General features: G+C 41.8%; 13 protein-coding genes. 7 read left to right on the top strand and 6 right to left on the bottom strand.

Features of this window, described 5'->3' with window-relative positions:
• The first annotated feature begins 5 nt into the window (after positions 1-5).
• Positions 6-1,796 carry a beta-glucuronidase gene (gene uidA / locus BSQ33_RS15895; RefSeq protein ID WP_088134627.1) on the top strand — a complete coding sequence of 597 codons (1,791 nt, stop codon included), beginning with the start codon at positions 6-8 and terminating at the stop codon, positions 1,794-1,796.
• A gap of 195 nt (positions 1,797-1,991) precedes the next feature.
• On the opposite strand, the gene BSQ33_RS15890 is transcribed toward uidA, so the two are convergent.
• Entirely contained in the window at positions 1,992-2,885 is an 894-nt protein-coding gene (locus tag BSQ33_RS15890; protein ID WP_088134626.1) for an endo alpha-1,4 polygalactosaminidase, read from the bottom strand.
• Between the two features lie 371 nt (positions 2,886-3,256).
• Here BSQ33_RS15890 and BSQ33_RS15885 point away from each other — a divergent pair, with 371 nt between their 5' ends.
• The 3 genes from BSQ33_RS15885 (at position 3,257) to BSQ33_RS15875 (ending at position 4,929) form a co-directional block, all read left to right on the top strand.
• Complete coding sequence (locus tag BSQ33_RS15885) at positions 3,257-3,865, top strand: MarC family protein (protein WP_021021488.1); 609 nt, start codon at positions 3,257-3,259, stop codon at positions 3,863-3,865.
• Positions 3,866-3,905: 40 nt separating this feature from the next.
• The gene (locus BSQ33_RS15880) at positions 3,906-4,409 is read left to right on the top strand and encodes a GNAT family N-acetyltransferase (RefSeq protein ID WP_088135268.1); all 504 of its coding nucleotides are present in this window, start codon (positions 3,906-3,908) and stop codon (positions 4,407-4,409) included.
• Positions 4,410-4,542: 133 nt separating this feature from the next.
• Complete coding sequence (locus BSQ33_RS15875; RefSeq protein WP_141650703.1) at positions 4,543-4,929, top strand: hypothetical protein; 387 nt, start codon at positions 4,543-4,545, stop codon at positions 4,927-4,929.
• Between the two features lie 225 nt (positions 4,930-5,154).
• Here BSQ33_RS15875 and BSQ33_RS15870 read toward each other — a convergent pair whose 3' ends face one another.
• From BSQ33_RS15870 to BSQ33_RS15855, 4 genes are read right to left on the bottom strand one after another with little or no spacing between them, the layout of a single operon-like run.
• Complete coding sequence (locus BSQ33_RS15870) at positions 5,155-6,612, bottom strand: glycoside hydrolase family 1 protein (RefSeq protein WP_021021491.1); 1,458 nt, start codon at positions 6,610-6,612, stop codon at positions 5,155-5,157.
• Positions 6,613-6,621: 9 nt separating this feature from the next.
• Positions 6,622-7,461, bottom strand: a complete 840-nt coding sequence (gene licT / locus BSQ33_RS15865) for a BglG family transcription antiterminator LicT (RefSeq protein ID WP_021021492.1) — start codon at positions 7,459-7,461, stop codon at positions 6,622-6,624.
• Between the two features lie 18 nt (positions 7,462-7,479).
• Positions 7,480-9,402, bottom strand: coding sequence for a PTS transporter subunit EIIC (locus BSQ33_RS15860; RefSeq protein ID WP_088134625.1), 1,923 nt, complete (start codon positions 9,400-9,402; stop codon positions 7,480-7,482).
• Positions 9,403-9,433: 31 nt separating this feature from the next.
• Positions 9,434-10,816, bottom strand: a complete 1,383-nt coding sequence (locus BSQ33_RS15855) for a PTS transporter subunit EIIC (protein WP_088134624.1) — start codon at positions 10,814-10,816, stop codon at positions 9,434-9,436.
• Between the two features lie 406 nt (positions 10,817-11,222).
• Here BSQ33_RS15855 and BSQ33_RS15845 point away from each other — a divergent pair, with 406 nt between their 5' ends.
• From BSQ33_RS15845 to BSQ33_RS15835, 3 genes are all read left to right on the top strand, one after another.
• Complete coding sequence (locus tag BSQ33_RS15845) at positions 11,223-11,810, top strand: LysE family translocator (RefSeq protein ID WP_021021497.1); 588 nt, start codon at positions 11,223-11,225, stop codon at positions 11,808-11,810.
• 137 nt (positions 11,811-11,947) lie between these two features.
• The gene (nhaD, locus tag BSQ33_RS15840) at positions 11,948-13,396 is read left to right on the top strand and encodes a sodium:proton antiporter NhaD (protein WP_088134622.1); all 1,449 of its coding nucleotides are present in this window, start codon (positions 11,948-11,950) and stop codon (positions 13,394-13,396) included.
• A gap of 143 nt (positions 13,397-13,539) precedes the next feature.
• A complete protein-coding gene (locus BSQ33_RS15835) occupies positions 13,540-14,154 on the top strand; it encodes a fumarylacetoacetate hydrolase family protein (protein WP_021021499.1) in 615 nt (204 codons plus the stop codon).
• A gap of 8 nt (positions 14,155-14,162) precedes the next feature.
• Here BSQ33_RS15835 and BSQ33_RS15830 read toward each other — a convergent pair whose 3' ends face one another.
• Positions 14,163-14,483: an AzlD domain-containing protein gene (locus tag BSQ33_RS15830; protein WP_021021500.1), complete on the bottom strand. Its 321-nt coding sequence runs from the start codon at positions 14,481-14,483 to the stop codon at positions 14,163-14,165.
• Between the last annotated feature and the right edge of the window lies 1 nt (position 14,484).

Here is a 14,484-nt window from a genome sequence, read left to right as displayed (position 1 = left end):
ACATCATGTTAAAACCAATAGAAAATGAAGCACGAGAAACGAAGCGACTCGACGGGTTATGGGACTTTAAATTAGACCCTGCAACAATCGGTTATGACGAGCGTTGGTATTCAGCACCATTAGAAAATAAATTGAAAATCGCCGTCCCGGGAAGCTTTAATGATCAATTTGCGGACGAGAAGATAAAAAACCACGTCGGGAATGTCTGGTATCAAACAGAATTACGGATACCACAAGGTTGGGATGCGCAACGTATTGTCCTGAGATTCGATGCCGTCACGCATCAGGGAACCGTCTGGTGTAATGACGTTTGTGTCGCTGAACATCGTGGTGGCTATACACCATTTGAAGCAGATATCAGCGACCTCGTTCATGGCGGAGAACGTGTACGCATTACCGTCTGTGTCAACAATGAATTATCGTGGCAGACCATACCGCCGGGTGTGGTTGTTGAAAATAATGGCCGCAAGAAGCAACATTATTTCCATGATTTCTTCAACTACGCCGGGATTCACCGACATGTCTGGTTGTACTCGACGCCTGAAGAATTCATCAATGATGTCTCTGTTGTCACCCGCGTCAGTGAAGATCACAGCCAAGGTTATATCGACTACGACATATTGGCTGACGATGTGTGTGAATGTCAGTTATTCGACCACACAGGTAAAGAGGTTGCCCGAGGTAAAGGGAATCACGGCACGTTAACCGTTGATGCACCGGTTTTATGGCACCCCGGAAAAGCGTATCTCTATACCCTTGTCGTCAAATGTAAAGATGACCAGTATGATCTGAGAGTCGGGATCCGGACCATCGCCGTAGAGAAAGATAAATTCCTGATTAACGGTCAGCCATTTTATTTCACCGGCTTTGGTCGTCATGAAGATGCAGATTTTCGCGGTAAAGGCTTTGATCATGTCATGCTGGTTCACGACCATGCCTTGTTGAACTGGATTGGAGCGAACTCTTACCGGACATCACACTATCCTTATGCAGAGGAAATGCTTGACTGGGCAGATGAGCATGGAATTGTGGTGATCAATGAAACGCCGGCTGTCGGTTTTAACGTCTCTCTCCCGATGTTGAGAAACTTTAACCGACCGGAAAAGCTGTTCTGTGATGAAGCCATCAACAGTGACACGCAAAAGGCTCATCTATCGGCAATTCAAGAGTTAATCGCAAGAGATAAAAATCACCCATCCGTTGTGATGTGGTGTATTGCGAATGAACCCGATGCTCGTGAAACAGCCAGCCGGGATTACTTTTTGCCTTTAGTCTCTGCAACCCGAGAATTGGATACTTCGCGACCAATCTGTTGTGTCAACATCACTAAATCTTCATTACATGAAGATCAGATTAGCGATTTATTCGATGTACTTTGCCTGAATCGGTATTACGGATGGTACGAAAACCCAGCCGATTTATCAGAAGCCGAGACGGTTCTGGAGCAAGAGTTGATGGCCTGGCATGAGAAGCATCAAAAGCCAATTATCATCACAGAGTACGGGACTGACACCATGGCTGGTCTGCATTCCGTTTACAATGAAATGTGGTCAGAGGAATATCAGTGCGATTTCCTCAACATGTATCATCGGGTATTTGATCGCCTTCCCTTCCTTGTCGGTGAACAAGTCTGGAATTTTGCAGACTTTGCCACATCCCAAGGCATCGTTCGTGTCGGCGGAAACAAGAAAGGTATTTTCACCCGGGACAGACGGCCAAAATCTGCGGCTTACGTTTTAAAACAACGGTGGACCAATATGCAATATGGAGAAAAACCGTCTTCACCAAGCGAGTGAGTTAAATACGAGTCATTGATTAACCCAATCATGCTCCAGCCTTAGAAAGATGATGTGGTTCCCTTTCTAAGGCTTTTTTATATCTGTTGAAAATTGAGATTTAGTTGTACAACACTCGAACAATCAACTGTGGCGCCAGAGACTGGGAGATAAAAAATGATACGCCTGCGGCTTGGTGCGCACGCAAAACCAGGCTCAATTCACGCAAGACTTCACCCCGACACCATCTAACGCATAGCCCTGCTTCCACAAAGATGAAATACCGACACTCTGGAAATATGAACATGCAGAGGAGATGAATGTACTTCTGTCAATCTCTCCCTCCTGACCATCGGTATAATATTCTTGGTTAAAAACAGCTTTGCCTTTTGCCAGAAACGTTCCAACATAATGCACGCATTCAATACCATAGGCATAACATTGTTCATTAACCGCAAAATCAAAGTCATCGACCAACTCATTTAACTGTTGCATATCATTTTTGAGCCCAATCGCAAGCCCCCGCTGATGAGCGGCTTGGCTTAACCAACGATTGTATCTCAGCTGGTCATCAGGGCGAATGATACCGTGGGTTTCATCGATATTCGTATAGGCATCAACATTATCAGGTTCAACCGCATCACAGCCGCTGGCAGCCGCCAAATCGAGTCGTTTCGACATAATGGGCTTGATATTATTCTCAAGCGCATCGCGATTCGCGATATTGAGCCAAATTTCTCCCGGCCAATCTTTCATGTCGCCATCGGCAATCACAGCGCTGTCGATAAAGTCATCGGCATCGCTGCGCCAATCCTCTCGCGTCCCGGCACTGAAATAACAAATCACTTTTTTATTGGCAGATTTCAGTCGGTGAATCAAACTCCGCGCGCCACCTTCACTCGCCTCAAACAGGTCAACATCATAAACATCGACATCAGGGTCAATCTTAAAATTCTCATAATCCTGAAGTTGCCACATCCAACGCAACCCGATCGGAACAGACCACCGGGTCACCTCATGTGATGAATGAGACTGCGGGTTAGCCTGACAGGCCCCGATACTCAGCGTCATAGCTAATGACAAAAGTGCCGATTTTGTAACGTGATTCATTGTTTTCCCCCTGCCTCCGTCTTTGTGTCACAGACTGTTAACCGATACATAGTATACGCATTTGACGCAGAAAGGCGCCGATTGAAGACACTCTGAATCCTGCATCTTGCGGTTACTTGGGCACAAAATATTCAATCTAACGCATATTGTGGACTATATTTTGAGTACAATTGGTGACACTCTCGCGACCTTGTTAATGCTCTCCGGTCTTTCACTGAAGCTCTCGCAACAAAAACTAACAAAACAAATCTGGCGCCAATCGTTAATTTTTCGTCATATTTAAGTACCGCATACTCTCATCTACGAGTATAAGATATAGGATAATGACCATCTCTTTCTAAAACATGTAATAACTGAGGACTAAAAAACGAGTGATAGACAAAGTAATTCACGATTTTCTCATCATTTGGGCAACGATTGATCCCATTGGAACAATGGCCTTATTTGCTGGTATGACGGTCAAATTCTCCGCCCAAGAGCGCAGAAAAACCGCATACAAGACTATTTTTTATGCAGCACTCATTTTAATAGGTGCGATTATTGTCGGGCAGTTACTACTGGGTGCAATGGGCATCAGCCTGATCTCTTTTCAGGTCGCAGGGGGTGTCATTCTGTTCCTGTTCGGGTTACAAATGATCTTTTCTAATGATAATCAGGAGAAGGCAAGAGAACCGTTGCATGATATTGCAGTGTTTCCACTCGCCATTCCCGCCACTGCGTCACCCGGTGCCATTTTGGCAGTGATCCTCATCACCGATAACAATGTTTATACGATTCAAGATCAGGTCATCACATCTTTAACGATGCTTTCCGTTTTAACCGTTACGCTGATATTACTCATTTTTTCAGGTGGGATTATCAGAATCATTGGCATTGGCGGCGCCTCTCTACTCACCCGGATTATGGGGATGATTCTTGCTGCTTTATCGGTTGAATTTGTCATGGAAGCAATTGGTATCAGCAAATGGGTTGGCTCATAATCAGACGTTGAGTATCAATCAAGAACGTCAGGGAGGACGTATGAACATCAGAGATTGTCATTTAAATGATTCCGCGGCTATCACCGCGATTTACAATCACTTCATTCGTGACACCACCATCACCTTTGAAGAGCAGCCACTATCCGTCGATCAAATGTCTGCACGTCTGCAAAAAACATTAAGCACGGGCTTCCCGTGGCTTGTCTTGGAAGTGGATGATGAAATAATGGGATATGCTTATGCTGGCCCTTGGCATACCCGCTCTGCATATAGGTTTACCGTAGAATCAACGATTTACTTAGCACCAACCACAGCAGGCAATGGGTTCGGACGTCAGTTATATAGCGCGCTGCTAGACCGCTTGAAACAGCAAGGGATTAAAAACGTAATGGGGGTGGTTGCCCTGCCGAATTTACCCAGTGTCCGGCTACATGAATCCTTGGGGTTCAAACCCGTTGGTGAATTTAATCACATCGGTTTCAAGTTTAATCGCTATATTTCAGTCGGTTACTGGCAATTGAAAATGAATGCCGGCGTGCGATAACGGGACTGATGTCATCACTATCATACTGCGTGATCAACGTAGAAAATCATATTTATCATACTCAACCAAACACGCATTATCACAAAATGGACTATTGTCATATCAGTACATCACATTGATTAAGGTTAAAGATATGAATCCATGGTTTACATTTTGGTTAAAAAACATCTACTTACCATTGAGCGGCGCGGTTGAACAAGATATTAATGCCCGGGCTAATTTTTTATCGCCCCAAATCGAACTGAATTTCGCCGGCAATCAAGCGATAGAAAAAGAGATCGTGAGTCATGTCGCAAGTTACGGTACTCAGCTCAGTTTGCTGGCAAAGGTGGTCCTTGAGTTAAGTAAGAATAGTAAAAGCAAAGAGGTTGTGGCACTGACTAAACTTTTGGATAGGGTTGAAACGGTGAAAAAAACGCACCAAGAAAATATGAGAAACACCGCAAAAGAAGCCTTGGATAAGCTTGCACAGCAAGATCCGGATGCATTGAAGCGTTTATTGGCACAATATACCCACTGAAATCTGACATGAGTTTGCTTCCGACCCACCGACACATTTATATTCAGCAAACTGAGCGCTTATTTCGAAGGTAAATTGATATGAGGACATCGTATTTCTGCGACTGGCGACTCGTTGAGTCACCAGTAAATGATCGGCTTGATAAACGATGAATACCTTGGAAAACCATCTGATTTGATATGCCCCAAATAACGTATTCATCGCGCTTTCAGTGCGGTAGGCTAACTATAATCCATTGTCTTCGATGACATTTTTGTACCATGCGAAACTTTTTTTCACTTTCCTTTCTAAAGTCCCATTGCCGTCATTATCTTGATCGACGTAAATTAAACCGTATCGCTTCTCCATCTCTGAAGAAGAATAGCTAATCAGATCAATGATCCCCCACAATGTATATCCCATGAGTTCAACACCATCCAAAATCGCTTCGTGCATTTGTTCTATATGAGCGCGTAAGTATTGAATTCGATAGTCATCGATAATCGAGCCATCATCTTCAACTTTGTCATATGCACCCAATCCATTTTCCACAATAAAGAGTGGTTTCTGGTAGCGCGAATATAAATTATTGAGCGCGATTCTCAGACCAAGCGGATCAATTTGCCAACCCCATTCTGATACGGGCAAGTATGGATTCTTAATTCCACCCATTGTATTACCACTGACGGTTTCCAAGCCCTCACTATCCGCACTTGTCACGAAAGAGTTGTAATAACTAAAAGAAATAAAATCTACAGTATTATGATAGAGTAACGCTTCATCGCCTTCTTCTAGCTTTATTTTTATTCCTTTCTCATCAAAGTAGCGCTGAATATATTTAGGATAAGCACCTCTGACTTGAACATCGGTAAAGAAATAATTGAATTGATTATTCCAGTGTGCCGCGAACACATCATCAGGATTACAAGTATGTGGATAAGTAAGTAGGCTTGTTAACATACAGCCAATCTGTGCATCGGGTATGATTTTTTTACAATGTTTAACCGCAATTGCACTTGCAATAAATTGATGATGAAGACCATCATAGACAGCTTGTTCTACATTTTCAAATCGATGTGGAATAATACCACCACTACTGAATGGATGACGGACAATACTGTCAATCTCATTAAATGTAATCCAATATTTAACTTTTTCTTTGTAGCGTTCAAATAAAGTTATACATAAGCGTTCGAAAAAATCAACAACCTGACGAGAAGACCATCCTCCATATTCATTCACTAAATGCATTGGCATTTCATAATGAGATAAGGTGACCACAGGGATAATATTCTGTTCAATTAATGTATCAATTAAACGGTCATAGTATGCTAAACCAGCTTCATTGGGCTGAGTTTCATCACCATGAGGGTAAATACGAGTCCATGCAATTGAAAAACGTAGTGCTTTAATTCCTAATTGTCCCATCAAGGTAATATCATCTTTATATCTATGATAAAAATCAATACCTCTACGTTTCGGATATTCATCAGTAGATAGTGACGCCATTGCAGCTTTAATTTGCTGTTCATCAACAGAATTGTGTTTTACGTAGTCACCCTTTGACAGATTCTTTTTATAAGTTGCTATATCTGCCGTTGATATTCCCTTACCGTCCAGATTCCAAGCCCCTTCGACCTGATTGGCTGCAATTGCGCCTCCCCATAAAAAACCATCGGGGAACTTTCTCATAACTTCGGACATTTTAGCTCCTTATTTATCTCTTACAATAACTCGATTAATATGAATAATTAAATACAGAAGCTCTTCATTGGGAATAGAGCGTTCAAATCGAGCTTTAACATAATCATTTATCGATAAAGCACACTCATATTCTTCATTGTACTTATGTATTGCACTCATTAGAAACTCATCATCATCACTCTTCAGCATTTTGTCTCCAACGAGTCTTTGGGCAAAAAATTGCAAATGATTTACAAAGCGAGAATAATTTACTGAGAACGTATCAAATTCAACATCAAATGTTATTTTGACAATATTTAAGATATTTTTCACAATGCTCGCTAACAGCATCACCTGGTTCATATTTTGATCGACCTGCTGTGCATTAATCAGATGAAATGCGATATTGGATGCCTCTTCTTCAGGAAAATCCACATCCAGATATTGCTTAGCCAGTGTTAATGCATGTTTCCCTAAACTATATTCCATAGGATATAGCTTTTGTATTTCCCAGTGCATCCGATTAGAAATAGGCATGTTTTGTTTCAGTCTCTTGGCTGCGAAATATAAGTGGTCAATGAGTGAAACATAAACATGTTCATACAAAGATACTTTTAACACCGATTCAGCGTGCTCAACGATTTCACTCACCAAAGACAGATACTCTCCAGGAATATCTCTTAATAAGTCAATCACCTCTAATGTTACTGAGTCACTTTCTAGTATGTATGTTTTTTCAATATCATCAGGATTAATTCGGTCACCCGGTTTGCTTTTAAAACCAATGCCCTTTCCAAACACGATTACTTCTCGACGATCATTTCTTTTCACAAGAACAACACTTGTGTTTAAAATCTTTATAATCTTCATCTTCATATCACCATATAATTATAATATTGTAAGCAATGGCTTACTTGGTTTTACGCTATTTGATTCTACACTCGAAATAACATCAAAATAATCGGATGAATTGGTAACAATCACCACACTAAATATATCCATATCATTGTCAATCGCTTTCTCAATATTAAATTCAATCAGTTTATCGCCAAGCTCTACATAGTCACCCACATTGGCATATGAAAAAAATAGGTCTGAATTCGTTTGATCCTCATTCACACCTATACATATCATTAGCTCAACACCTTCAACTGAAGTTAAATTTATTGAGTGGTTACTTACAGATTTTGAAGTAACAATACCATCAAATGGTGCTCTGACAATTCCCTGAGAGGGTAATATACCGACACCTTTCCAGAGATTATTGTCTATCCAGTCATCATTTTTTACTTCATTCAAGGGGCGTAATTCACCAAACATTGGTGAAAAGATAATTATCCGATTTGCTAATGTATTGGAATCTATTCTATTTCTATTATCTCTATCTCTGTTTTTTATATCATCAATATTCTTTTTCTCTATATCATCAGATTCACTGACTGCAGCAAGAAATCCTGTTTTTAAGTTCCATAGGTATATAGAGACGGATGTAACCAAAATAGAAGTAAATATGACGATCAATGAATATTGAAAATTAAATCCATCATCAATAAACATTGGTAAAGTGACTAATCCGGGGGCTAGATTTGCGTAAGCTTTAAGCCCAAGGATACCTGCAAGTAACCCAGAAGTTGCTGCACCAATCATACAACAAACGAATGCTTGTCTCATTTTCAAATGGACACTGTATAACGCTACTTCTGTAATACCAAATAAAGCGGCTATTCCTGCTGGCAATGCGATTTGCTTTAGCGATTTTCTTTGTGTGAATAACCAAACTGTTAAAGCACCAGCACCCTGAGCAACATTAGATGCTAACATAGCGGTAAGAACCAAAGTATCATATCCCGTTTTAGTCATGGCTGATATCACTATAGGATAAAATATCTTGTGAATACCAAACATGACAAAAAATGGCATACATGCAGCAAGCAGTGCATTCGCAAACCATCCGAATTCTCTCTGAACAAAAACAGTGAAATCAGACAGCATCCCTCCGATATGATTGCCAACAGGGCCTAAAATAGTCAATGAAATTGGGACAATAACAATTAAAATAACAACTGGTTTTAAAAATATTGCAACCATACTCGGTATCACATGATCACAAAGTCGTTCAACATAAGACATCATCCAAATGGTGAGTATGATAGGAATAATCGATGATGCATATTGGGTAGAAGAGAGCTCTATACCGGCAATTTCAATAACATTGGTCGTCAATAGTATTTTTAAAAGTTCTGGATAAACCAAAACACCGGCAATTGAGATAGATAAGAATGAATTGGTGTTAAACTTATATGAACATGATAACGCAAGTAGTATAGGAAGAAAGTAATATATAGAGTCAGAGATCAAGTTTAATAGTTGATAAACATCATCGGATTTATCCATAAAGTGGATGCTAACAAAAAGCAACAATCCCGCCTTAATCATACCTGCACCAATAATCGCAGGAACGATGGGTTGAAATATACCAACCAGAGTTGACATCAACTTATTTAAATTTCCTTTCAATAATGAACCATCATGATTAAATTCAACCCTTGATTGATGTGCAACCGGGATATTGTAGGTCCTTAACAATTCTTTATATATAACATTAACATCATCGCCTATAATAATTTGAACCTGTCCTGCCCTATAAAATGCCTCAACCACTTTAGGCATTCTATTTAATGCCTTTATATCCACTTCTTTTAAATCATCAATATCAAATCTCAAACGAGTTGAGCAGTGATTTATCCCAAGGATATTGTTCACCCCACCAATATATAATATAATCTCACGGATAAATTCACTGATTTTCATAATTCAACTTACCAAAGTATTAATAAAATCACTATTTATTTTCTACCGGACTATCCACACCAATAAAATATACCGCAATCGGTGTAACAATTACAGAAATCGCCAGCGTAATCAGTGCATGATAGAAATTGTCACCTTCACCAATCCACATGGGTAATGAGGCCAATCCCGGGCCAACGGGTGCGTATGCTTTAAGGGTGACCACACCGGCATAGATCCCCGCACAACCGGCACCGATCATACAACCAAGCAACGAGCGCTTTAACTTTAAATGAACACCATACAATGCTGGTTCAGTGATACCAAATAGCGCTGAAATTCCTGAAGGCAGTGCATTTTGTTTTAATTGTACATCTTTAGTGAGATACCATACAGCCAATGCACCTGCGCCTTGAGCCATATTTGAGGATAACATGGCACTATGAATTAATGTCTCATAGCCCGGTGATGCCATTGCAGCAAATATAATCGGATAGAATACTTTATGCATACCAAACATAACAATTAATGGCATTAAAATAGATAGCAATGCAACGGCTAACCAACCAACCTTACTTTGTATCCAAAAAACACCACTGGATAAGCCTTGTCCCATGTAAGTCCCCATTGGCCCTAATATAATCAATGCAACAGGCGCTACAATAGCTAAGACTAATAGCGGCTTCATAAATATTTTAACCGCCCCGGGAGAGACTTTATCAGCGAGCGGTTCAATATATGACATCAACCAAATTGTGAATATAATCGGCAACACAGAAGAAGCATAAGATACTGGAGGAATATGCATACCAATATATTCAATCGGTGTCCCTGATCCCATTAATGCAATGAGTTTTGGATGAACTAATACACCAGCTAAAGCAACCGAAACAAAAGGATTGGTTTTAAATTTCTGAGCACAAGAAAAAGCCAGAAGCAGCGGAAGAAAGTAAAAAGCCGCATCGGCAATATAGCTAGTAACCAAATAAAATTGACTTGTTTTTGTGGTTAAACCCATAGAAACGGAGAGCAAGAGTAATGCTTTTAACATACCTGAAGCAGCAATCGCAGGAATAATCGGCTGAAATATACCGGTTACAAGCGCTGCGAATTTGTCAAACAATCCTTTCAGAGACAAATCTAATTTTCTATTCACCGATTTTTCAGTTGTAATGCCTTCACTACCATTATCATCAATCAGGGTGGTTAATTTATTGAAAACGAAACTAACATCATTACCAATAATGACCTGACACTGACCACCACTATTCACAGCACCCATAATACCGGGAATTTCTTTAATTTTTTCTAAGTCTGCACCTGATGTATTATGAAGCTCTAATCGGAGTCGAGTTGAACAGTGCAGCGCATTGGATATATTCTTTTTTCCACCCACACACTCTAAAATGGACTTTGCTATATTGTCGTAATTCATTATTTATCCTTTTTAAAGTAAAAAAAAAGACCTGGATTGGACAGTTTATTTTGAACTGTCCAATCCAGGTCTTGCCTGCGTATCAGTAACACGCCTGGTAAATACTATCGATGTCAATATTGTTGTCAATATAACAAAAACAATTACAAACGAAACTCTGAAGGTAAAATTTTTTGAGACGCATCACCATCTTGTTCACCCCTTCGCGGTTTTGATGCAAAGTCATTCAAATCTCACTTCAGTCGCTTTACAGCAACCAGTCGCAATATTGTTGTTACAAAAAAGCCAAAACAAACAAATCATTGCTATAAATTCAATATTTAATGCAATATAAACACAAAATTGCCCGTTTTTCTCGTTATGATTTCTCACAATGATACAGCCTGAAACAACAAGAGAATCATCCATGCTATTTGAACAACTTCCCGCCCTGATCCTATTTGCATTCACCGCGACATTCACACCCGGACCAAACAATATGATGCTCATGACTTCCGGGGCAAATGTCGGTTTCATGCGGACACTCCCACATATGCTGGGTGTCACTTTGGGCTTCGGTGTCATGTTATTTTTGGTGGGTATCGGTGCTGCCGGTATGTTCCATACTTTCCCGATCCTCCACCCTATTCTGAAATGGCTATGCCTGTCCTATCTGGTTTATTTAGCGATCAAGATCGCGACCAGTCAGTCCAATATAGCCACGGGCGACTATCAGCCCATGACGTTTTATGCCGCAGCCCTGTTTCAGTGGGTCAATCCTAAAGGCTGGTCGATGGCACTCACCGCGGTGAGCCTCTACAATCCGTCTGCAAGTGTGCCAGGGCTACTCTGGACCGCTGCCATTTTTATCATCATCAATATTCCTTCCGGAACCACTTGGATCTTTGCCGGCAAACAGATCAGTAACGTCCTGCGCAATCCGGTCCATCTCCTATGGTTTAATTATGCAATGGCTTTTCTGCTTGTGGCGTCCACACTACCGATGGTCCTGTAAATCTAAGCGCCCGGAGACAGGGCTATTGATTCACGCTAATGAATACTGTTGAGTATGGTTGATTTTGATTCGACTCACAGTCAGCACGATGAATGCGGTCTACACTGAATGTGCTTTTTCATCAGAAGGATAACGTGATGACGATAAGACCTGCCGGGCGCTTTTTGATTTTACTCCTGTGTTTATTCCCTTTTCTCAGTGTTGCATCGACACATTCCAGCCCAGTTTCTTCGATTGATATGACACACTCTTGGGCCGGTTATGCTTGTGTCATTCTCTTTGTCATCGCCTATATCACCGTCACTTTTGAAGAAACCATCAAGCTGAAAAAGTCAAAGCCAGTCCTGCTGGCTGCCGGGATTATCTGGGCCATTATCGGTTTCTCTTATCAACAAATCGATCAGATGGAAGTCGCCAAAGCAGCTTTCGAGAAAAACCTGCTGGAATATGCTGAATTGCTGCTCTTTCTTCTGGTGGCAATGACTTACATTAACGCGATGGAAGAGCGGTGTTTGTTTGACACGTTGCGATCATGGATGGTCAGTAAAGGATTCAGCTACTCGGCTTTATTCTGGCTGACCGGATTACTCGCCTTTTTCATCTCTCCGGTTGCAGATAACCTGACAACGGCCCTGTTGATGTGTGCGGTGGTCATGAAAGTCAGTGAAAACAACCCGCGCTTCGTCAATCTCTGTTGCATTAATATTGTCATTGCAGCCAATGCCGGAGGGGCATTCAGCCCGTTTGGCGACATTACCACATTGATGGTCTGGCAGGCGGGGATGGCCAGTTTTCTTCAGTTTTTTAACCTATTCATTCCATCGGTCATCAATTACATGGTTCCGGCCCTCCTGATGTCATGCTTTTTACCCAAAGGCCGCCCGAACCTTGTTCAGGACCACGTGGACGCCAAACGCGGTGCAAAACGGATTGTGGCATTATTCTTACTGACCATTCTCACCGCGGTCAGTTTTCACGCTTTATTCGAATTTCCCCCCGTCGTGGGCATGATGATGGGCTTGGCTTATCTCCAGTTTTTCGGTTACTACCTCCAAAAATCACTGCCTCACTTCCTTGCACGGCAGAAAGCACTCGCGCTCGCCAATCATGATGAGACCACCCTCAAACGATTAGGCTCAATCGTACCTTTTGATGTTTTTAAACGTATTTCACATGCAGAATGGGATACCTTGTTGTTTTTCTACGGCATCGTCATGAGTGTCGGTGGCCTGAGTCTGTTGGGCTACCTCAGCCTGATATCGGGCACCATCTATCCGCATTGGGGAGCACAATGGGCAAACATATTCATGGGCGCACTCTCCGCGATTATCGATAACATTCCGATCATGTACGCCGTCCTTACCATGGCGCCCGTCATGTCTGACGGCAACTGGCTCCTCATTACGCTGACTGCCGGTGTCGGCGGCAGTATGTTGTCGATTGGTTCTGCGGCTGGCGTGGCGCTGATGGGCGCTTCTCACGGACAGTATACTTTTTTGAGTCATTTGAGATGGACACCTGTCATTGCGTTAGGTTATGCCGCCAGTATTGTGGCGCATCTATGGCTCAATTACGCTCAATTTTGAGTTCAGTCAAAGGGACATAATGATCAATAAGCTATTGAATATATATTAATATTCATTCGGCTTCAGATCGGATAGACTATTCTCTGACCATCTCTGACAGTCAGATTCAGAGCTTCACGAGAGACTTTATCAAGGACAAGATTATGAACACCATTCGCTTCGGCAACCGGAAAATTACCCCTTCAAAAGTGGTCTGTGTCGGTAGAAATTACATCGAACATATTCATGAACTGGATAACGCCGTTCCCGAAGAGATGGTAGTGTTCCATAAACCCAACAGCAGTATCACCGCGCAGTTGCATGCCTTCCATGAAGAGCCACTTCACTATGAAACTGAGATCTGTTTTTTGGTCAAAAATAACCGATTTCATGGTGTTGGACTCGGATTGGATCTGACCAAAAGAAACCTTCAGTCCCAACTCAAGAAGCAAGGATTACCTTGGGAACGGGCGAAAGCATTCAACGGTTCGGCCGTCTTCAGTAAGTTTATTGCTTTAAAAGACATTGAGATCGAAACGCTGAATCTGGAATTACTGATCAATTGCGTCCGGATCCAGCATGGCCGGGTCACTCAGATGATGTATTCACCCGCGACAATTTTGCAGGAGCTGCAACGTTACACCACGTTGGAAGATGGGGATATTGTCATGACCGGAACCCCCAAAGGTGTCGGTGTTGTTCAAGCGGGAGATACTTTCCTCGCCCGCCTGAAAAGTGAAGATCAAATCTTAATCGAAATTGAATGGGTCGCTCAGTAACCCGACCATTACGATGGGAACACCAGCAGATGAAACACCAAAAACACCATCATGCTCAGCACGGTGGTGAGTAAAACGTTTTTGGTTTTCCAGGAGATCACGCCAGCCGTCAACGCGCCCCACAAATAAGGGTTCTGCCAGTCGAGCCAGAGTGATTGCTCTGGCATGAACACAATCGGTGCCCAAATCACAGTCAAGATTGCCGGGCCGGAGTAGCTCAGAAACCGGTGTAGCTGAGGCCCTAAACGCAACGGTAATTTCGGTTCTAAAAAGAGATAGCGACTCAAAAACACCACCATCGCCATAATCACAATCTGGATTAAAATCATG

Source organism: Vibrio gazogenes, assembly GCF_002196515.1.
GTDB lineage: Bacteria > Pseudomonadota > Gammaproteobacteria > Enterobacterales > Vibrionaceae > Vibrio > Vibrio gazogenes_A.
Note: the sequence above shows the minus strand (reverse complement) of the source record. Positions and strands in the feature narration are given on the sequence as shown.